This is a genomic window from Avibacterium volantium (assembly GCF_049366555.1).
GTDB lineage: Bacteria > Pseudomonadota > Gammaproteobacteria > Enterobacterales > Pasteurellaceae > Avibacterium > Avibacterium volantium_A.
The window spans coordinates 1-20424 of the sequence record NZ_JBMMGT010000001.1; the positions used below are offsets into that span (position 1 = coordinate 1).

Here is a 20424-nt window from a genome sequence, read left to right on the forward strand (position 1 = left end):
TCTCACCCCTTTTTCTTTTCATCGTATCACTCGTTCAGCTTAAAGTGCGGTGTAAATTAACAAAGAATTATAAGCTACATAGCACAGAAATAGCGCTAACCCTTCAACTCGGTTAATTCGCCCACTTTTTCTTTTGAAACCATAGCCAAATAAAAACAGCAAGCCTGTTAATGCAATCATAACAAGCATATCTCGGCTAAACACTTCGGGCGTAGCTTGAATTGGGCTGATTGCGCCAGCAATGCCGACCACAGCAAGGGCGTTAAACAGGTTCGAGCCAATAATATTGCCCACGGCGAGATCTAATTCATTTTTTCTTGCTGCTATAATGGAAGCAGCCAATTCTGGCAATGACGTGCCAATGGCAACAATGGTTAAACCGATAATTAAATCGCTCACGCCCAAATAAGTGGCGATATTCACCGCGCCCCACACTAATAATTGTGAACTAGCCATTAATAGCGCCAAGCCAATCACTAACCACAACACTGCAGTTTTCAACGGCATTTGTGATTTTTCTTTGAGTTCATCGCTAATGTCTTGTTCAAGGCTATCACCTGAATGTCTTGTGCCTTGCCAAATTGTCCAGCCCATATAGAGGGTGAACACTGCCAATAAAATCATCGCATCAAGGCGAGAAATGGTGGCGTCATAAATTAAAAAGGCAGAAAGGAGGGTAACTAGCATTAACACGGGCAATTCTTTTTTTAGCACCTGCGAATTGACCATAATCGGCTTAATCATTGCGGTTACCCCTAAAATCAAGGCAATATTGGTGATGTTTGAGCCATAAGCATTTCCCAGCGCAATCCCCGGACTGTGGTTTAATGCAGAAAGCGCTGAAACAATAATTTCAGGCGCTGAAGTACCAAAACCAATAATTACAATGCCGATCAACAAGGGCGACATACCTAAATAACTGGCGAGAGAAGCCGCACCGTCAATAAAACGATCTGCACTCCAGACTAAAATCGCCAATCCGACCAGTATAGCGAGAAAAGATAAAAACATTTGTGTGTCCTATAAATGATGAAAAGTAACGAATATTATCATTATTATGAAAGGCTGATGAGAAAAAAATAAAAGCCCATAAGGAGGATATGGGCTTTAAGCTCTTTTGGAACGAAATAGCTTTTATAAAAGGAGACAAATAAAAACTGCCAAAAGAGAAAATTGGCTCCTCCTGCTGGACTTGAACCAGCGACATACGGATTAACAGTCCGCCGTTCTACCGACTGAACTAAGGAGGAATAATTCTGTATCACAAGGAATTGGTCGCAGATGATAATGATCTGTCTTTCCTTTGTCAACAGTGAAATTAAAAAAATTTTGAAAAATTATGTTCTTTTTTTATATCCACAGCGCCTGTGGATAAGTCTGTGAGTTTTAATTTGAAAAAATCGCCGATCCCTTGAAAAAACTAGGGTTTTGCGAATTGGTAATAAAATTGATTGTAAAATAGCATTTCTTTATTTATCAATAAGTTAATAAAAATCTAGAAATTTTTTTAAAATTTTTTTTGATTTTGTGAGATTTCAATCTTGACAAATATAAGTCTGTGTAAAACTTAAAATTTTGCTCAAGCCGAATGTAAAAAATTATGCTAAAATTGACCGCACTTTTCGGATAGGCAGTTTTTTTTATGAGTAACAAAATTCACAGCAAACCTTTTATTCTTCATTCTGATTTTTCGCCTTCTGGCGACCAACCGCAGGCGATAGAAAAGCTGAGTGAAAATCTCAATGATGGTTTAGCGCACCAAACCCTACTTGGGGTAACGGGATCGGGCAAAACCTTTACCATTGCCAATGTGATTGCCAAGCTCAATCGCCCTGCAATGTTGCTTGCGCCAAATAAAACCCTTGCCGCTCAGCTTTATGCGGAAATGAAAGCCTTTTTCCCTGAAAATGCGGTGGAATATTTTGTTTCTTACTATGACTATTATCAGCCAGAAGCCTATGTGCCGAGCAGCGACACCTTTATTGAAAAAGATGCGTCTATTAACGATCAAATCGAACAAATGCGTTTGTCTGCCACTAAATCTTTTTTAGAGCGCCGCGACACCATCGTTGTAGCGTCTGTTTCTGCTATTTATGGTTTGGGTGATCCTGATAGCTATCTCAAAATGATGTTGCACTTGCAAACAGGGGCGATCATCAACCAGCGAGAAATTTTGACGAAATTGGCTGAGCTACAATATACACGCAACGATCAAGCATTTCAGCGCGGTACATTCAGAGTGCGGGGCGAAATTATTGATATTTTTCCTGCCGAATCCGATGATCAAGCCATTCGCATTGAATTATTTGATGACGAAATTGAACGCCTGAGCCTTTTTGATCCGCTGACCGGCACGAATTTTGGCGCGGTGCCGCGTTATACCATTTATCCGAAAACCCACTATGTTACGCCACGCGAACGGATTTTAGAAGCCATCGATCAAATCAAAACGGAATTGGCACAACGGCGAGAATACTTCATCAAAGAAAATAAATTGCTGGAAGAACAACGCATTACCCAACGCACACAGTTTGACATTGAAATGATGAATGAATTGGGCTATTGCTCGGGTATTGAAAATTATTCACGCTATTTATCGGGGCGTAAAGAAGGCGAGCCGCCACCGACATTATTTGATTATATTCCTGCAGACGGTTTGCTGATTATTGATGAATCTCACGTTACTGTGCCACAAATTGGTGGAATGTATCGCGGCGATCGCTCGCGCAAAGAAACCTTGGTGGAATATGGATTCCGCCTGCCTTCGGCGCTAGATAACCGTCCATTAAAATTTGAAGAATTTGAACGCCTCGCACCGCAAACCATTTATGTTTCCGCTACCCCAGGCCCTTACGAATTAGAAAAATCGGGCAATGAAATTATCGATCAAGTGGTGCGCCCAACGGGCTTGCTTGACCCAGAAATTGAAATTCGCCCTGTGGCAATTCAGGTGGACGATTTGCTTTCCGAAGCCCGCCAAAGAGCGGATAAAAATGAGCGTGTTTTAGTAACCACATTAACCAAACGAATGGCGGAAGATCTGACCGATTATTTAGAAGAACACGGCGTGCGCGTGCGTTATCTGCACTCCGACATTGACACCGTAGAACGGGTGGAAATTATCCGCGATCTCCGTTTAGGCGAGTTTGATGTGTTGGTGGGAATCAACTTATTGCGCGAAGGCTTGGATATTCCCGAAGTGTCTTTAGTCGCGATTTTAGATGCGGATAAAGAAGGCTTTTTGCGTTCCGAACGCTCATTGATCCAAACCATTGGACGAGCCGCACGAAACTTAAATGGTAAAGCCATTTTATACGCGGACAGCATCACCAAATCAATGGAAAAAGCCATCAACGAAACCAACCGCCGCCGTGAAAAACAAATGAAATACAACGAAGAACACGGCATTGTACCGCAGGCATTAAACAAAAAAGTGGGCGAATTGCTTGATATTGGCCAAGGCGCAACCAACAACAAAGCAAAAAGCAAACAAAAACAAAAATCCGTGGGAGAACCCACCGCACTTTATCAACCAACCAGCAGCAAAGAACTCCAGCAACAAATCAAAAAACTGGAACAGCAAATGTACAAACACGCCCAAGACTTGGAATTTGAAAAAGCCGCCGCTGTGCGTGATCAGTTGCATCAGTTACGGGAAAGGTTTTTGGAGAATTAAATCTTATTTTTTTACAGAAACTATTAATGAAATTTTTCCAGAATAGTTGTTGGAAGAATGGATTAAGAATAGATATATAAAATTCTGCTAAGGCCTTATTTCCATTAGGAAATAAGGCTTTTTGTGGATTATTAGTAATGAAAATGAAATTCTTGCACTAAATCTGCACTGAGGCTTTTGGCGACTGGGCAGGAGTGAGCAGCGGCTTCTAAGGTAGCTCGTGTGCGTTCATCGAGATCTTTGCTAAGATAAAAATCTAATACAACGCGAGCCACTCTGCGTGGGTTAAGTGCCATTTCTTTTTGAACTTCAATGCGTGTTCCTTGTAAATCTACGCCAAGATCTCTTGCTCGAATTCCCATAATTGTCATTGCACAAGCAGCGAGTGAGGCGGCAAGTAAATCTGTTGGTGAGAACGCTTCCCCTTTGCCGTTATTGTCCACAGGGGCATCGGTGGAAATTTTGTCGCCACTTTGTAAGTGAATTAAATCGTTGTGTAGATCTCCAGTGTAATGAATGGTTGAAATATGTGCCATAGGAACTCCTTGTTGAGGTTATTTGTAGTTTAGTTAGAGTAAAAGGAAAGCAGATTGACTGCAAGGTAAAATTATTTTTTTATTTGGAAAAATAATTATAGAAATTAAAGTGCGGTGTAAATTTTGCTATTTTTTATTTGTGTAAATGTCATTTTCTTTCGTCATAGGGTAACTTATTGATTTTTGACAACGTATTTTTATATTGTATGAACAATAGAGAGAATAAGTATTTGTTCTGAGAGAGAATTTCAACTTGCGTGAAAAATCAGATCGTAAAAAAGAGTAAGTGCGGTAGGATTTTGGTAAGTTTTTGGTAGCAGAAAAATAAACCTCGCATTTGCGAGGTTTATTTATACGAGAAATTATTTCGCTGCTTTTAATTTTTGGTAATACTCTTCATAGTATTGAACCGCATCGCCTACATCATCTTGCCAGTAGCTGTTTTGTAATACTTCAGCGGTTGGGTAGATAGCAGGATCTTTAGTGATTTCATCTGGAAGTAATTTTAATGCTTCAACATTCGATGTTGGGTAGCCAATTTCTTCCGTTAATTTTGCAGCGGTTTTTGCACCTAACATATAGTTGATAAGTTTATGCGCTCCATCTGGGTTTTTCGCGGTTGCTGGAATAGCAAGGGTATCAACCCAAAGCACCGGGCCTTCTTTCGGGAATACCATATCTAAAGGCGCATTTTCTTTTTTCGCAATACGCACAGAACCATTCCATAATTGACCCACATTCACTTCACCAGAGATGAATGAGTTAGCTGGGTTGTCTGAGTTGAAAGAAAGTACGTTTGGACGTAATTTTAATAACTCTTCGTAAGCTTGTTTAATTACTTCAGGATCTTGTGTATTTGGATCTTGACCTAGTTTTAACAATGCGATATTGAAAACTTCGCGTGCGTCATCAAGAAGTTGTACTTTACCCACAAATTCTGGTTTCCATAAATCGCCCCAAGAGGTGAAGTCAGAACCTTTGTAATCATTGGTGTTATAGGCAATGCCCGGCGCACCTAATAATTGTGGTAAAGAATATTTGTTGCCTTTATCGTAAGGTTTGTCTAACCAATCTGGGTTTAATTCTTTGATAACAGGTAATTTGCTGTGATCTAATGGCATTAACATACCTTCACGCGCCATTTTTGACACAAAGTAGTTTGAAGGTGCGATAACATCGTAACCGCCGGCTTCACCTTGTGTTTTTAATTTCGCGTACATTGTTTCGTTAGATTCAAGGCTTGAAACAATGACTTTGATGCCAGTTTCTTTGGTAAATTCGTCTAATAAACCATCTGGAACATATTCTGTCCAAGTGTAAAGATATACGGTATCGTTAGCTGGTGCTTTGGTGTCCGCATTCTTTGTGTCTTTATCATTACAAGCTGTTAAAGTAACTGCGATCATTCCGGCTGTGAAAAGACCTGCAAATTTTTTCATTTCTATCATTCTCCTGTTAAGAGGGTTAGGGGCATATTTTGTTTTGGCAAAATATGAATAAAAAAACGCCTTGACAGCGTCAAGGCGTATTCTATTTTGTCTATGCTTATTTGTGAAGTATTATTTTCCCATTTGGGCTATTTATCTTTTTTCGCCACAACTTGGCTTAATACCACTAAAGCAAGGGAGAAAATAATCATAATGGTGGCAAGGGCGTTCACTTCTGGCGTTACCCCTGTTTTCACCAATGAGAAAATTTTCAGTGGTAAGATTTCGTAGCTTACACCGCTCACGAAAGAAGATACCACCACATCATCAAGGGAAATGGTAAAGCTCAATAACCAGCCTGAAACAATGGCAGGAAGTGCCAGTGGCAAAATAATTTTACGTAAAATGGTTACTTCACTTGCGCCTAGATCTTTCGCCGCTTCAAGCATTTTTGCATCAAATCCTTTCAAGCGAGAGAACACGCTTACTACCACATAAGGCAGACAGAAAGTGATATGCGCTAAAAGCAATGACCAAAATCCGAGTGAGATACCAACGATCATAAATAAGGCAAGCAAAGACACTGCCATAACAATATCCGGCGACATCATTACGATAAACAACATTCCGCTCACCGCCTGTTTACCGCGGAAACGATAGCGATATAAGGCGATCGCCGTTAAGCCACCCAAAATCGTGGAAAAAGTGGCCGCAAAAAAGGCGATAGTTACAGAGTGAAATGCGGCTTGGATTAAGGTATCGTTGTTAAATAAACGCTCATACCAATTCCAGCTAAAGCCTTTCCAGCTTAATCCGTAACGATCCGCATTAAACGAATTGGTCACCAAAATGATAATTGGGATATACAAATAAGCGTACACCACCAACATAAAAACATTACGCAGTAAACGACTCATTATTCCAACTCCATTTTCTTATTCATTAATTTGCTTGCTTTGTAATAAACAAAGATGAGTAATGCCATTAAAATGGTCAAGCCGATACTAATTGCAGAACCAAATGGCCAGTTACGCGAAATTAAGAATTCACTCTTGATCACATTACCCACAAGCAATACTTTCGCACCACCGAGTAAGTCCGCCACATAGAACATTCCCATTGCCGGTAATAATACCAATAAACAGCCTGCAATAATGCCCGGCATTGTGAGTGGAATAATCACTTTAACAAAGCGTTGGAAACTGTTTGCGCCTAAATCTTTCGCTGCTTCTAACAAGCGATAATCCAATTTTTCGATGGCTGCATACAATGGCAAAATCATAAATGGCAACAACAGATAGACTAAACCAATAATCACCGCCGCTTCCGTATTAAGAATACGAATTGGCTCATTGATAATGCCAAGGGTAAGCAAGGTGCTGTTTAAAATCCCTTTTACACCAAGGAAAATTTTCATTCCATAAATACGAATTAAAGAGTTCGTCCAGAATGGCAATACCACTAAAAAAAGCAAAATCGGGCGGTATTTTTCCTTAATTTTGCTAATCATAAAGGCAAAAGGGTAGCCAATGATTAAACAAATAATGGTCGCAATACCCGACATATAAAGAGAATTCCACACCACTTGCGCATAAAGCGGTTCAAATAAACGCGTGTAGTTCTCAATGGTAAATGGTAAGGCATAAAAATCACTGCTATCACGGGTTAAAAAACTCACCGCAAGCACCAATAAGTTTGGCGCAAGCACAAAGAAAATTAACCACGCAAAAATGGTGGTAATGGTGATTTTTTGAAATCCAGAATTAGCTGTCTTCATCGTCTAACACAACCTCCCAGCCTTCGTGCCAAGTTAGGGCAACTTTTTGTCCTACGGAGTGATCAATGTGCGGATCATCTTCATTGAAGAATTCACTAACTAACACTTTCATATTGTTATGATCAAGAATAATGCTAGATTCCAAGGTCATACCTTTATAGTTACGATCAGAAACGTGTCCGATAATGGCTTTGGATTGTTCGTTTTCGTCTAATTCTTCAATCACAATATCTTCAGGGCGTAAAAGCACTTTCAAATGCTGATCAGGTTGAACCGGTAAATCAGTATAGATCTCACAAATACGGCCTTCCACGTTGGCTTTTACGGTTTTTTCGCTCACGCGCTCAATCACTTTAGCGTTGAAAACATTAATTTCGCCAATGAAACGCGCCACGAATAAATTCTTCGGCTCTTCGTAAATTTCGCGTGGTGTGCCATCTTGCTCAATGTTACCTTTGTTCATCACGATAATACGATCAGACATTGTTAAAGCTTCTTCTTGATCGTGAGTAACGAAAATAAAGGTAATGCCTAATTGACGTTGCAAGGCTTTCAGTTCATTTTGCATTTCTTTACGCAATTTATAATCCAATGCGGAAAGCGATTCGTCTAATAACAACACTTTTGGCTTATTTACCACCGCTCTTGCAATGGCAATACGTTGTTGCTGACCACCAGAAAGCTGATTAGGCTTGCGATCTGCCATTTCTTCCAAACGAACCATACGCAAGGCTTCCATTACGCGCGGTTTAATTTCCGCATTTGGCACTTTCTGCATACGCAAACCGAAAGCCACGTTTTCAAAAATCGTCATATGCGGGAATAGGGCATAACTTTGGAATACCGTATTCACAAAACGGCGTTCGGCTGGCACATCAGTAATATCCTGACCGTCCAGAATAATTTTACCGCCGTTAGGATCTTCTAATCCTGCAATCAAGCGTAACACTGTGGTTTTACCACAGCCTGAAGGCCCTAAAATTGTCAAAAATTCGCCATTGTTAATGGTAAGATTTAAACCATTAATAATCGTTTTGTCGCCATAAGATTTGGTTAAAGAACGAAGCTCAATAATCGGCTTGGTTTGAACTGAATTTTCCACTAGCTTTGGTTTTCTCCCTAAGAAAATTGGTTGAACAATCAATGTATAGAAACAAGTGCTAATGATATAGCGAACGCCCCATAATGAAAAGCAATTAATCATATTTTGACTAAAAAAATTGCGTTGAATTTTGTTATATATCAATACCTCAAGTTAAGCGTCTAGTTAGAATAAAACGCAACGATTTTTTGCAAACGAAAAGATGATTATGGAAAACAGTACACAATATCAAGAAGGATTATTAGAACGTTTTTTGAACTATGTGAGTTTTGACACGCAAGGGAAATTTAATGCCAAGCCTATTCCTAGCTCTACTGGGCAGGCAAAGTTGGCTAAATTTCTGCAACAAGAGCTTTCTGCACTGGGTTTGCAACAAATTGAATTAACGAAACAAGGTATTCTCACCGCATTTTTGCCTTCCAATGTTAGCTCAAAAATGCCGACCATTGGCTTTATTAGCCAGCTTGATACTTCACCACAATGTAGCAGCAAACACGCCTTGCCTGAAGTGATTGAAAATTATCGTGGCGGTGATATTTCTCTTGGCATAGGGGAAGAATTTATCAGCCCGGTATATCACCCATTTTTACAAAAATTGATTGGAAAAACCTTAGTGGTTGGTGACGGAAAAACTTTGTTAGGAGCAGATAACAAAGCAGGAATAGCAGAAATTCTGACCGCACTTCATATTTTGCAGCAAAATCATCTTTCCCATTGCAACATTCGCCTTGCCTTTGTGCCAGACAAAGAAACTGGGCAGGGAATGAAACATTTTCCTTTTGAGAAATTTACTTGTAATTGGGCATATTGCCTTGCTGGGGAGGGCGTGGGTAGTTTGGGGTATGAAAATATTAATGTTGCCACCGCCACCGTAACACTTTATGGACGCAATATTCAAGCTGGAGTAGGCAAAGACAAAATGCGTAATGCACTCACCTTAGCCTGTGAATTTCAAAAGGGGCTGCCAGCACAAGAAGTGCCAGAGAAAACAGAGCGTAAGCAGGGATTTTTCCATTTAGAAAGTCTAACGGGCGACATTGAGAAAGTGGAAATGCGCTATTTAATTTGTGATTTTGATGCGGTGAGTTTTGAGCAGCGTAAAGCATTTTTGGCAATGATGATTGTGGATTTTAATCGCAAAAAACGCTTAAGAAAAAAAGCACAGTTAAGCATTGAAGATCAATATGGCAATATGGGCGAAGTTATTAAACAGCAGCCAAAATCTATTCAACTTGCCGATTTAGCAATGAAGCAATGTGATATTGAGCCAATTCTCACGCCAATCCGTTCAGGCTATCTCGGTGCGAAATTGGCAGAAAAACAGATTCCTTGCCCAATGTTATTTACTGGCGGCTATAATTTCCATAGCAAGCAAGAATTGACCACCCTTGAAGGAATGTGGGACGCTACAAGGGTGATCGTGAAAATTGTTGAGTTAGCCAATAAAATGCGTAGCTAATCAAACAACGCCCGCCAAATTTCTTCAATGAATTGGCGTTCAGATTGAAATTCTACTTGGCTGACCACCGCAGGCAAGCCTAGTAAATTTAATTGATGAATGCGGTTGCGCAGGCTGGTGTAGGCATTTTTTAATTGCTCAGAAATTTCAAAATTTAGCACCGCACTTTTATTTTTCACGCTTTTATTTTCTTCAGTTTGGTTTTCCGTACTGTCGTTTTTCGCATTAGAAATTTCCGCCATTGACTCAAAAATCCGCACGTTATCCGACCAAGTGGTCAGGCTCGGGTATTGAGGTGCGTAAGCCAGCACTAAATATTGGGCGATAAATTCAATATCTGTAATGCCGCCTTTATCGGTTTTAATGTTAAATTCATCAGGATCGCTATTGGCAAGATGTTGATACATTTTCTCGCGCATTGCTTTCACATCTTCCTTGAGTTGTACAAGATCCCGTGGTGCAGCAAGCACCTTGTGGCGAATCTGCTCAAAGCGTTGGCGCAAGGCTGGCTCGCCATAAACCGCGCGGCTGCGCACCAAGGCTTGTTTTTCCCACGTCCAAGCTTCATTCAGCTGATAATTTTCAAAAGCACTTAGTGAACAGCCAAGCAAGCCTGCATCGCCAGAAGGGCGTAGGCGAATATCCACTTCATAAAGCACACCAGCGCTGGTATTCATACTAAAAATGCTGATGATTTTTTGTGCCAGTTTAAGATAAAACTGATTGCTATCAATCACTTTTCTGCCGCCTTGGGTTTGCCCTGTTTGGCTGCCGTCAAATAAGAACACCAAATCCAAATCAGATTTATAGCCCAGCTCAATGCCACCCAATTTGCCATAGCCAATCACCAAAAAGCCTTTTTCGTCAGGGGCAAGAAATTCAGGCACGCCAAAGCGCGCGCTGACTTGCTGCCAAGAGAGATTGACCACCGCATCAATAATGGCTTCCGCTAAGTAGGTGAGATGATCGCTGACTTTCATTACAGGTAACACACCTAGAATATCCGCCGCTGCCACGCGCAACAAGGTGCTTTGCTTAAATTGGCGCAGGGCATCAATGAATTGTTCTTCATCATCTTGCGGTAAACGGAGCAGATATTGCTTTAATTCGCTGCGATATTTGCGATAATGGGTGGGATTAAGCAACGCATTGCGATCTAACAATTCATCAAGCAAAATCGGGTGGCGTGCCACTTGTTGCGCAATCAATTGCGATTGCGAACACAGCTCAATAAGCTGATTTAGCACTTGTGGATTTTCCACCAATAATTCCAAATAGGTGGTGCGCGTGAGAATTTTGTCCACAATATCCAACATTCGTGGTAGCAAGGTTTCATAGGCTTGATGTTGGAAAATTTGTTCCAGCAACATTGGCATTAATTGCGCCAATACGCCACGCCCTCTTGTGCCGATAGGACGGCGCGCTAGCTCGGTGCGGAACTGAGCAAGACGTTGTAAGAGCGGTGCATTTTCTTCCAGTTTTATGCCATTTTGTTGCAACATCTGTTGAATGTCTTCATCATTGAGATCCGTTTCTAGAAAATCGTCCCATTGGCTATTTTCTGGCGTAGGCTTATCGTTTTCTTCGCCGATTAATTGAGAAAAAACCGACCGCACTTTGTGTTGGTGAGATTGCAATAACGCATAAAAATCTGCCCAGTTGGTGAGATGATTTTCCACAATGGTTGGTTGTTTTTCATCATTCCATTGAAGGTAATGTTGTGCTGCAAAAATCAGGCGCTGGCGATCCAGTTCTTTTTCTGGTAAAAGTTGCGTTTGCTTATCATTAATGGCTTGCAACACGTTTTCCACACGGCGTAAAAACACATAGGCTTGTTGCAAATCTTGTTTTTCGTTCGGGCTAAGCAGGCCTAATTTTTCTAATTCTGGTAAGAGATTAAGCAGAGAATGCTGCTGCAATTTGATTTCACGACCGCCACGAATCAGCTGGAAAACTTGCACGATAAATTCAATTTCACGAATCCCTCCTGCACCAAGTTTAATGTTATCCACTAAACCGCGGCGGCGCACTTCTCGCTCAATTTTACCTTTCATTTCGCGTAGCGCTTGAATCACACTGAAGTCAATATAACGGCGATAAACAAAAGGGCGGAGCAAATTTTGCAAGTTTTTCACATTTGGATCTTGCGGATCAGAGCCCAAAATTCGCCCTTTGATCATCGCATAGCGTTCCCAATCACGCCCTTGTTCTTGGTAATATTGTTCCATTGCGGTAAAGCTCAGCGCCAATGCACCGGCTTCCCCAAAAGGACGTAGGCGCATATCCGTGCGATATACAAAACCATCTGGCGTATATTGATCAAGGGCGTTGATCAGGCGCTGTCCAAGGCGAGTGAAAAACACGCTATTTTCAATGGAACGTCTTGCCCCTTGGGTTTCCCCATTGGCTGGGTAGGTGAAAATGAGATCAATATCAGAAGAAAAATTGAGTTCAAATCCGCCTAATTTTCCCATTCCTAAAATATAGAGCTGTTGTGGGTTGCCGTGCGCGTCCATTGGCGTTCCCATTTCTGCACAAGCGCGCTGATAAAGCCAATCGCGAGTGGCGATAATAATGGCTTCTGCCAGTTGAGAAAGGCGCACAAAAACCGCTTCTACGGTGGCGAGGTTTAGGCTCTGGCACAGGCTCAGTTTTGCCATTTCACGGTGGCGAAACAAACGCAGTTGGCGATACAGTTGAGCATCATCATTAACGCTTTCAAGCAAGTCCTGCAAGGCTTGGCGATAATAGTCCTTATTTTCTAAAGTAGGGATTTGCTGCCAACATTGGTGTAAAAAGTGCGGTTGTTTTTTTAAGGTTTCTGCCACAAAATCAGACATTGCAATACCTTGTGCCAGCTTGCCAATCGGGCTTGTGGGATCATTTTTCTGCGCAGCAAGTTGTGTGTAAATCTCTTCATTGTAGTGTTCGGGGAAGTGTTGAATTAAACTCGCTGCCAATGCTTGCAAGGTATCCTCAAGGTGGGGAACAGAAAATGCCATAGCCTATCCTTATGAATGATTAACTGATTGCTAACTATAAAGAAATTTTGAGAATTTTTAAACACATAGATTGCATTGGCAACAGAAAATTACTACACTGAAAGCCGAGCTAAAGGCTCATATTAGTCGGGGTGCTTGATAGCTGAGATCATACCCGTGAACCTGATACAGTTAATACTGACGTAGGAAACTAATTTCTTTGCTGTTTGCGTCAATATTGCTGGTCGTTTTTTATGGAAGGAAACACTATGCAATTTAAAAAATCTTTTTCTCTTACTTTTCTTACCGCACTTTTTAGTACCCACCTTATGGCGGCACAAAGCCCGGAAAATGTGCAAGTTTACACTTATGATAGTTTCAGTGCCGATTGGGGCGCAGGCCCGAAAGTGAAAGCCTTGTTTGAGCAAGCTTACCCGCAATGTCAGGTAAATTATGTGCCTTTTGATAGCACAGGCGTGATGTTTAATCGCATTCGTCTTGAAGGAAAAAAGAGCAAAGCAGATATTGTGCTAGGCTTAGATCAAACAATGCTTGAGGAAGCAAGAAAAACACAATTATTTGCCGAAAATAGCGTACCAACGGAACAACTTTCCTTGCCAGTGAAGTGGCAAGACAAGGTGTTCTTACCTTATGATTTTGGTGCTTATGCCTTTGTTTATCATAAAGAAAAATTACCAAATCCACCAAAAAGCCTAAAAGAATTAGTGGATAACCAACAACTTCGCGTCATTTACCAAGATCCGCGCACCAGTGGTGTGGGGCGTGGTTTAGTGATCTTAATGAATGAAGTTTATGGTGATGATGTGGGCGCTGCGTGGAAAAAACTCGCTAGCCATACCGTTACTGTGGGCAAAGGCTGGTCGGAAACTTATGGCGCATTTTTGAAAGGGGAATCGGATTTAGTGTTCAGCTATAATACTTCACCGCTTTATCATTTATTAAATGACAAAGATGCCAATTACGCCGCCACAGATTTTGCTGAAGGGCAAGTGTTACAAATTGAAACCGCGGCACGAATGGCAAATCACCCGAATGCTTGTGCAGATGCCTTTATGCAATTTTTGATCTCACCGCAGGCACAAAGCCAAATTTCACAAAAAAATGTGATGTTTGCCGTAATTGATGAAAAAATTGAACCGCACTTTGATGCCTTGAAACAAGCGCAGCAGAACAAAACCACCTTGGATAGTGGCGTCAATGCAGAACAATTAAAACAATGGACGAACACTTGGCAAGCCAGCTTAACACAATAGTTCGCCGTAACTTGCAAAAATTCCCCCTGTCTTCAATGGCAGGGGGAATAGGTGTAATTTTGCTGTTGGGCGCATTTTATCTGTTTGCCTTAAGTGCGGTGTTAAATCTTGGCAATGAGCATCAATGGATGACATTTTGGCAAGATAGTTATGTGCGCCACGTTATCGCCTTTAGTTTTGGACAAGCCTTTTTATCGGCGTTTTTATCTGTACTGGTTGGTCTGTTTTTTGCGCGCGCGTTTTTTTACCAAGATTTCCGTGGCAAACCACTGATTTTAAAATTATTTTCTCTCACCTTCGTGTTGCCTGCCTTGGTGGCAGTGCTAGGCTTACTTGGAATTTACGGACATTCAGGCTGGTTGGCAAGCTTACTTTCCACCCTTGAGATTGATTGGAAACCTAATATTTACGGCTTGAGTGGCATTTTAATCGCCCATTTATTTTTTAATATCCCTCTTGCCAGCCGTTTATTTTTGCAAGCGCTCTCAAGTATTCCCAATCAGCAACGGCAGCTCAGTTCACAATTAAATATCCGTGGTTGGCAATTTATCCGTTTGATCGAATTACCTTACTTACGCCAACAGTTTTTGCCGGCGTTTACTTTAATTTTTATGCTGTGCTTTACCAGCTTTGCCATTGTGCTAACCCTTGGCGGTGGGCCGGCTTACACCACCTTAGAAGTGGCGATTTATCAAGCCATTTTGTTTGAGTTTGATTTGCCGAAAGCCGCAATGCTCGCGTTATTGCAATGCGGGTTTTGCGTACTGCTGCTTGCGCTCAGCAGTTTGTTTAACAACAAAGATCCGAGCCAGCTTAATTTGCGTCATTTTTGGCGAGAAAAACAAACAAGTGCGGTGCAAATTTGGCAAGTTTTTTGTGTGAGCAGTGTACTGATTTTTCTCTTTTCCCCACTGCTTTATATGGTGGTGGCTGGCTTAGATTGGCAGGCGTGGCAAAAAGTAGCAGCCAATCCCCAGTTATGGCGCGCCTTGGGGTATTCTTTAAGTATCGCCCTATGTTCTGCGCTATTTGCGATTTTACTTTCAATGGCATTGCTTTTTTTGGCTCGCCGTTTAGCTTGGCAACATCACCGCTATTGCGCCAATTTAATTAGCAATATGGGAATGATCGTGCTTGCGATCCCCACCTTGGTGGTGGCTCTAGGGTTGTTTATTCGCTTGCAAGCAATGGATTTTCAGCCATGGCATTTATTGCTGATTGTGGCATTTTGTAGTGGCATTTTGGCGATGCCTTTTGTGATCCGTACGCTTTCTGTGCCAATGTATCAAAATATGCAATATGATCGCCTTTGCCAATCTCTTGGCGTGCAAGGTTGGCAACGCTGGAAATGGGTGGAATGGCAAGCTCTCAACGCCCCAATGCGATATGCTTTCGCCTTGGCTTGTGCTTTATCTTTGGGGGATTTCACCGCCATTGCTTTATTCGGCAATCAAGATTTTATCTCTCTGCCGTATTTGCTTTATCAGCAATTAGGCTCATATCGTATGCAAGAAGCGAGTGTTACCGCCTTGATTTTATTATTGTTATGTGGCGCATTATTTGTGCTGATTGAGCGTTCACAAAAGCAGGGCAAAGATAAAATCTGAAAAAATTGCACCGCACTTTATCTTTGCATTTTGGTATGTTTACCACATTCTTTCGTTTTATGATTTAGGCAACACGATGATTAAACTGGATACTTATTTTCATTACCCCAATCAACCAATGCACTTTAAGCTGCATATCCCCACAGGACAACGGGCAGCCATTGTGGGGGCGAGTGGGGCAGGTAAAAGCACCTTGCTCAACCTAATTGCAGGATTTGAATTGGCAGACAAAGGGGAAATTTGGCTTAATGAGCAAAATCACACCTTTAGCGCACCTCATCAACGCCCTGTTTCAATGTTGTTCCAAGAGAATAATTTGTTCACCCATTTGACGGTGGAGCAGAACATTGCTTTAGGGCTAAAGCCAAGCCTAAATCTTAGCGAGTTAGAAAAAGCTAAAGTAGCGGAAGTGGCAAGTGCGGTGGGATTAGGGGATTTTTTAGATCGCTTGCCCAACGCTCTTTCAGGCGGACAAAAACAACGTGTCGCCTTGGCGCGTTGTCTGTTGCGTGATAAACCCATTTTATTGCTTGATGAACCCTTTTCCGCCCTTGATCCCCATTTACGCCAAGAAATGCTGCATTTATTGGACAAGTTATGCCAGCAGAAAAGCTTGACTTTGCTTATTGTAACGCATCAACCTGATGAATTAACAGGAAAAATTGATCGCCTTTTGATAGTTGAAAATGGTAGGATTAGTGATAAACCATTACCCGAATTAAAAATTTAAGTCTAAAATAGACCGCACTTTTTACAACAAGGATAATTTATGACAACCACAAACATTCAAATTCCCTCTTTAACACCGCACCCAACGCTAGAATACTGGTCAGTGTGTAAAGTGGAAGCTTTATTTGAAACGCCTTTTTTAGATCTTGTGTTCCGTGCTGCACAGGTTCATCGTGAGAATTTCAATCCGCGCACGATCCAGCTTTCCACCTTAATGTCGATTAAAACCGGTGGCTGCCCAGAGGATTGTGGGTATTGTCCGCAATCGGCGCGTTATCAAACTGGCGTGCAAAATCAGCAACTGATTGATGTTGATGAAATTGTGGAAAAGGCGAAAGTGGCAAAATCTCGTGGCGCAAGCCGTTTCTGTATGGGCGCGGCGTGGCGTGGGCCAAAGCCAAAAGACATTGAAAAAATCACCACAATTATCAAAGCGGTGAAAGCGCTTGGCTTAGAAACCTGCGGCACATTTGGCTTATTGCAAGATGGAATGGCGGAAGATCTGAAAAAAGCTGGGCTAGATTATTACAATCATAATATCGACACTGCGCCAGAACATTACGAAAAAATCATCGGCACACGCCAATTTGATGATCGCATTAACACCCTTGGCAAAGTGCGTAAAGCTGGCTTAAAAGTCTGCTGTGGTGGGATTGTTGGAATGGACGAAACTCGCAAAGAGCGTGCGGCCTTTATCGCTAGCCTTGCCAACCTTGATCCACAACCAGAATCTGTGCCAATCAACCAATTAGTGAAAGTGGAAGGCACGCCATTGGCAGAAGCGGCAGAATTAGATTGGACAGAATTTGTTCGCACCATCGCTGTGGCACGTATCGTAATGCCAAAAAGCTATGTGCGTTTATCCGCAGGTCGTCAGGGAATGTCGGAAGAAATGCAAGCAATGTGCTTTATGGCGGGTGCAAATTCCATTTTCTACGGCGATAAATTACTGGTTACCGAAAACCCAGAAGAAGACGGCGATCAACTGCTTATGGCAAAACTCGATCTTGAGCCAGAAACGGAAGAAAATCGCGGGTTGAAAGAAGAACCCTCCTTGTTTAAAGAAGTGATGTAATAATAAACTAAAATAGGAAAATCAATGGCAGCATAAACTGCCATTTTTTATGCCTTATAACAACCCTTTCTTACGCAAATCGCGACTAATACGAATAGCGGTTTCTGTTTCGCAGCCAGCGTATTCACCAATTTCACGGTGTGTCCAGCGGTATTCAGGGAAGTTTTCTTTTAAGAAATAAATGCTATCAATCACTCGATCAAGGCTTTTTAAATAAGCACTTTTGGCAAGGCGATCTTCCGCATCTCGTAACTCATTGGATAAAATTTGGAATAATAAACGAATGGTTTCAGGGTTATCTAAAAAGAATAAATCAACATCTTGCGGCGTGATTTTAATAATTTCAGCTTCCATCAACACTTTGGCAGTGCAGTGATATTTTTTATCGCCAAAAAGCGTGCGAAAACCAAAATAATCCTCCGCTTTATAAATTCTGACCAAGCTTTCTTTGCCATTTTCAAGGGTATGATACAACCCAATTAGCCCATTTTTGACAAAATAAAAAGACTGCGCGGTATCCCCTTGGCGATAGATTTGCGTGCCTTTCTCAAGGGCAACTAAATGATTATATTGACAATTTTTTAAGTTCATCTGTTCAAGCATTTTCATATCCTATGAGATTTATCCTTGTATCACGCGCAATATTAGCATATAGAAAGCAATAAACAGTAAGATCATACCAAGCAATTTGCGCGCCGTGTCTTCTTTGATAATGCCACGAATTTTCATACTGGCAAAACTCATAAAAAAAGAACTTAGCACCACAATCAACACAATAGAGAAGCTCACATAACCAACTTGCAAGGAATGGGGAATTACCACTTCGGGCGTTTTGGCTAAATAGCCATACAGGTTGCCAATGCCCCCAATTACCATCATATAGTTAGTGTAAACCGCCACACTTTTAATGTTGACACTTGGCAACTGGCTAATTAATGGCGACATAATCGAACCGCCGCCGATCCCCGTAATTCCAGCAATTCCCCCTCCGAAAAAGCAGAAAAGGCTACCACGCAGACTATCATTTTTCTGTGTTTGTTGCTTTTTCTCATTGCGCTGATGTAAAAATGTCTTCAATGCCAGCACCGTTAGCGTAATCACAAACACCCCAATAATCACATTGTCGGAAACTTCAAAACTGAGATGAAAGCCAAGCTGCACGCCAACGATCATACTTAACGACCAAAGCAGCAATTTGGTCTTATCAATCTTAATGCTAAGTCTATGAAAGTAAAATAAATTGATTAACGCTGATCCCATCACGATAGTCAGTGATGTGGCGGAAATCATTTGGATTGGCATATGGGGAAAAAGCGTGTGCAAAATTGGCACCATCAACACCCCGCCACCAATACCAAAAATAGCTGACATCAGATTAGTCAATATGCCGCATAAAATAAGAATAATGATCAAAGAAAATGTCATAGGCGATCCTTATGATTTTTTCTTTATTATGAATAATCAAGCCAAGAATCCTTATGATCGGTATCATAAAAATAAACACCAAAACATTGTTTCAATATTTTTGTGATCTTGATCTTGTTTTTGAAATATTATGCTTTTCTCCATTGAAATATTTGCCTATCATAATAACGAATGATCAGTTTTAGTTACTTTTGTGTTGTATTTAACCAGCTTGAACATCGCAGTGGCTCAGATTAATCGTATTTAATTTGAGGTGTCTTTTCACAATGAATAATAAGGATTATTGCTATATGAAAAAATCACTTTCTCTTCTTGCCCTTTCACTTCTCGCAGCAACAAGCACAGCAAGTGCGGTAGAAATTTATAAAAAAGATGGCACGAGCGTGCAGATCAACGGGCAATTTAGACCAATGCTTGCACATACGGAAGGAGAGCGCTCAGATTTGCGAGACAGAGGCTCGCGAGTGGATTTTATCTTTGCACAAGAAATGACAGAAGATCTACGATTGATTGGTAAAACCAGAATTGTTTTTAATGGGAAAGATGCTAGCGGTAGCAATCATTCAGGCTTTGGCGATCCGCGTACTGCACAACTGTATCTTGGTGTAGAACACAAATCCGTAGGGCGTTTATATTTAGGTCGCCTACCAACCAATGGTGATGCCATTATGTTAGGAGACTGGCAATTAGGGGGAAGTGGACGTAACCCACTTACCGCTTCCACTGAGAAAGGGGCGCGTTTCAGAACCGTGGAATTTGCTGGTTTCCAGTTTGGTGCTGATTATTTATTTGGTTCATCTGAAAAAGGAGTGGATAACTCACCGAAGCATTTAAAAAATGGTTATGGGCTTGCGTTATATTATACGAATAAATTAAATGATGACTGGCGTGTCCGTTTTAGAGCAGGTTACACTCGTGATAACTACGATAGCCACCAATTCTCAGCACCAGACAGCACTGGAGCAAATAAATCTTGGATTGAAAAAGATGTAAACCGCTCTGCGTGGCGTGTGTCTGGTGAAGTGAAATATCGTAATTTGGAAGTTGCTTATAACTATGGTGAATTAAAAGATCTACAACGCGCAAACTATCTTGATACCAATGCAGTAAAAGAAAAAAGACATTTCCTCGCAGCAAAATATTTCATCACGCCAAAATTTGCAGGTTATAGCCAATTCCGTTATGAAAAACGTGGTGAAAATGTAAATCACGGTTACACCTTAGGGCTGGATTATCGTCCAATCAAAAACTTGATCACCTTTATCGAATTTGGGCGTGATCGCAATATCAGCAACGTAAATGTACATAATAAATATGTAAACCAATACTACACGGGTTTCCGTTTCTTATTCTAAG

At 41.3% G+C, this 20424-nt stretch carries 16 protein-coding genes, 1 tRNA gene and 1 riboswitch; of the genes, 7 read left to right on the plus strand and 10 right to left on the minus strand.

Annotated elements, in window-relative coordinates; translation table 11 throughout:
- Positions 1–39: 39 nt before the first annotated feature.
- Positions 40–1011: a calcium/sodium antiporter gene (locus ACLS0A_RS00005; protein WP_416081907.1), complete on the minus strand. Its 972-nt coding sequence runs from the start codon at positions 1009–1011 to the stop codon at positions 40–42.
- 163 nt (positions 1012–1174) lie between these two features.
- Positions 1175–1250, minus strand: a tRNA-Asn gene (locus tag ACLS0A_RS00010).
- 392 nt (positions 1251–1642) lie between these two features.
- On the opposite strand from ACLS0A_RS00010, the gene uvrB reads away from it, so the two are divergent.
- Positions 1643–3676 (plus strand): excinuclease ABC subunit UvrB, encoded by a 2034-nt coding sequence (uvrB, locus tag ACLS0A_RS00015; protein ID WP_416081908.1) that lies wholly within the window; start codon positions 1643–1645, stop codon positions 3674–3676.
- Positions 3677–3807: 131 nt separating this feature from the next.
- Here the strand turns inward: uvrB and ACLS0A_RS00020 are convergent, their stop codons facing one another.
- The 5 genes from ACLS0A_RS00020 to potA form a co-directional block, all read right to left on the minus strand.
- Positions 3808–4212 (minus strand): OsmC family protein, encoded by a 405-nt coding sequence (locus tag ACLS0A_RS00020; protein WP_416081909.1) that lies wholly within the window; start codon positions 4210–4212, stop codon positions 3808–3810.
- Positions 4213–4574: 362 nt separating this feature from the next.
- Entirely contained in the window at positions 4575–5651 is a 1077-nt protein-coding gene (locus ACLS0A_RS00025; RefSeq protein ID WP_416081910.1) for an extracellular solute-binding protein, read from the minus strand.
- A gap of 137 nt (positions 5652–5788) precedes the next feature.
- Positions 5789–6556: a spermidine/putrescine ABC transporter permease PotC gene (gene potC, locus ACLS0A_RS00030; RefSeq protein WP_103852687.1), complete on the minus strand. Its 768-nt coding sequence runs from the start codon at positions 6554–6556 to the stop codon at positions 5789–5791.
- Positions 6556–7416, minus strand: coding sequence for a spermidine/putrescine ABC transporter permease PotB (potB, locus tag ACLS0A_RS00035; protein WP_103855555.1), 861 nt, complete (start codon positions 7414–7416; stop codon positions 6556–6558). Before potB ends, potC begins: the two co-directional genes overlap by 1 nt.
- On the minus strand, positions 7403–8518 hold the full coding sequence (gene potA / locus ACLS0A_RS00040; RefSeq protein ID WP_103852693.1) for a spermidine/putrescine ABC transporter ATP-binding protein PotA: 1116 nt from the start codon (positions 8516–8518) through the stop codon (positions 7403–7405). Before potA ends, potB begins: the two co-directional genes overlap by 14 nt.
- A 208-nt stretch (positions 8519–8726) precedes the next feature.
- Here potA and pepT point away from each other — a divergent pair, with 208 nt between their 5' ends.
- Entirely contained in the window at positions 8727–9977 is a 1251-nt protein-coding gene (gene pepT / locus ACLS0A_RS00045; RefSeq protein ID WP_416081911.1) for a peptidase T, read from the plus strand.
- Here pepT and glnE read toward each other — a convergent pair.
- The gene (glnE, locus tag ACLS0A_RS00050; protein ID WP_416081912.1) at positions 9974–12979 is read right to left on the minus strand and encodes a bifunctional [glutamate--ammonia ligase]-adenylyl-L-tyrosine phosphorylase/[glutamate--ammonia-ligase] adenylyltransferase; all 3006 of its coding nucleotides are present in this window, start codon (positions 12977–12979) and stop codon (positions 9974–9976) included. The genes pepT and glnE overlap by 4 nt on opposite strands.
- Positions 12980–13096: 117 nt before the next feature.
- Positions 13097–13185: riboswitch (TPP riboswitch) on the plus strand.
- 42 nt (positions 13186–13227) lie between these two features.
- On the opposite strand from glnE, the gene thiB reads away from it, so the two are divergent.
- The 4 genes from thiB (at position 13228) to bioB (ending at position 17643) form a co-directional block, all read left to right on the plus strand.
- Positions 13228–14232 carry a thiamine ABC transporter substrate binding subunit gene (gene thiB / locus ACLS0A_RS00055; RefSeq protein WP_416081913.1) on the plus strand — a complete coding sequence of 335 codons (1005 nt, stop codon included), beginning with the start codon at positions 13228–13230 and terminating at the stop codon, positions 14230–14232.
- 35 nt (positions 14233–14267) lie between these two features.
- The gene (gene thiP, locus ACLS0A_RS00060; RefSeq protein WP_416081988.1) at positions 14268–15839 is read left to right on the plus strand and encodes a thiamine/thiamine pyrophosphate ABC transporter permease ThiP; all 1572 of its coding nucleotides are present in this window, start codon (positions 14268–14270) and stop codon (positions 15837–15839) included.
- A 76-nt stretch (positions 15840–15915) separates the two neighbouring features.
- Positions 15916–16569: a thiamine ABC transporter ATP-binding protein gene (gene thiQ / locus ACLS0A_RS00065; RefSeq protein ID WP_416081914.1), complete on the plus strand. Its 654-nt coding sequence runs from the start codon at positions 15916–15918 to the stop codon at positions 16567–16569.
- Between the two features lie 39 nt (positions 16570–16608).
- Positions 16609–17643 (plus strand): biotin synthase BioB, encoded by a 1035-nt coding sequence (bioB, locus tag ACLS0A_RS00070; RefSeq protein WP_416081915.1) that lies wholly within the window; start codon positions 16609–16611, stop codon positions 17641–17643.
- Between the two features lie 54 nt (positions 17644–17697).
- On the opposite strand, the gene ACLS0A_RS00075 is transcribed toward bioB, so the two are convergent.
- Together ACLS0A_RS00075 and ACLS0A_RS00080 are read right to left on the minus strand one after the other, a co-directional pair.
- Positions 17698–18252, minus strand: a complete 555-nt coding sequence (locus ACLS0A_RS00075; RefSeq protein WP_103852681.1) for a Crp/Fnr family transcriptional regulator — start codon at positions 18250–18252, stop codon at positions 17698–17700.
- Positions 18253–18264: 12 nt separating this feature from the next.
- Entirely contained in the window at positions 18265–19068 is an 804-nt protein-coding gene (locus ACLS0A_RS00080; protein WP_416081916.1) for a sulfite exporter TauE/SafE family protein, read from the minus strand.
- Between the two features lie 290 nt (positions 19069–19358).
- Between ACLS0A_RS00080 and ACLS0A_RS00085 the strand changes: the two genes are divergently transcribed.
- Positions 19359–20423 (plus strand): porin, encoded by a 1065-nt coding sequence (locus ACLS0A_RS00085; protein ID WP_416081917.1) that lies wholly within the window; start codon positions 19359–19361, stop codon positions 20421–20423.
- Position 20424 lies beyond the last annotated feature (1 nt).

Excerpts from the sequence above, each read along its gene's own strand:
- ACLS0A_RS00005 (WP_416081907.1), bottom strand. The coding sequence starts at position 1,011 with ATGTTTTTATCTTTTCTCGCTATACTGGTCGGATTGGCGATTTTAGTC.
- ACLS0A_RS00075 (WP_103852681.1), bottom strand. The coding sequence starts at position 18,252 with ATGAAAATGCTTGAACAGATGAACTTAAAAAATTGTCAATATAATCAT.
- pepT (WP_416081911.1), top strand. The coding sequence starts at position 8,727 with ATGGAAAACAGTACACAATATCAAGAAGGATTATTAGAACGTTTTTTG.
- potB (WP_103855555.1), bottom strand. The coding sequence starts at position 7,416 with ATGAAGACAGCTAATTCTGGATTTCAAAAAATCACCATTACCACCATT.
- ACLS0A_RS00080 (WP_416081916.1), bottom strand. The coding sequence starts at position 19,068 with ATGACATTTTCTTTGATCATTATTCTTATTTTATGCGGCATATTGACT.
- thiB (WP_416081913.1), top strand. The coding sequence starts at position 13,228 with ATGCAATTTAAAAAATCTTTTTCTCTTACTTTTCTTACCGCACTTTTT.
- thiP (WP_416081988.1), top strand. The coding sequence starts at position 14,268 with ATGGCAGGGGGAATAGGTGTAATTTTGCTGTTGGGCGCATTTTATCTG.
- ACLS0A_RS00020 (WP_416081909.1), bottom strand. The coding sequence starts at position 4,212 with ATGGCACATATTTCAACCATTCATTACACTGGAGATCTACACAACGAT.
- glnE (WP_416081912.1), bottom strand. The coding sequence starts at position 12,979 with ATGGCATTTTCTGTTCCCCACCTTGAGGATACCTTGCAAGCATTGGCA.
- ACLS0A_RS00085 (WP_416081917.1), top strand. The coding sequence starts at position 19,359 with ATGAAAAAATCACTTTCTCTTCTTGCCCTTTCACTTCTCGCAGCAACA.
- bioB (WP_416081915.1), top strand. The coding sequence starts at position 16,609 with ATGACAACCACAAACATTCAAATTCCCTCTTTAACACCGCACCCAACG.
- ACLS0A_RS00025 (WP_416081910.1), bottom strand. The coding sequence starts at position 5,651 with ATGAAAAAATTTGCAGGTCTTTTCACAGCCGGAATGATCGCAGTTACT.
- thiQ (WP_416081914.1), top strand. The coding sequence starts at position 15,916 with ATGATTAAACTGGATACTTATTTTCATTACCCCAATCAACCAATGCAC.
- uvrB (WP_416081908.1), top strand. The coding sequence starts at position 1,643 with ATGAGTAACAAAATTCACAGCAAACCTTTTATTCTTCATTCTGATTTT.
- potC (WP_103852687.1), bottom strand. The coding sequence starts at position 6,556 with ATGAGTCGTTTACTGCGTAATGTTTTTATGTTGGTGGTGTACGCTTAT.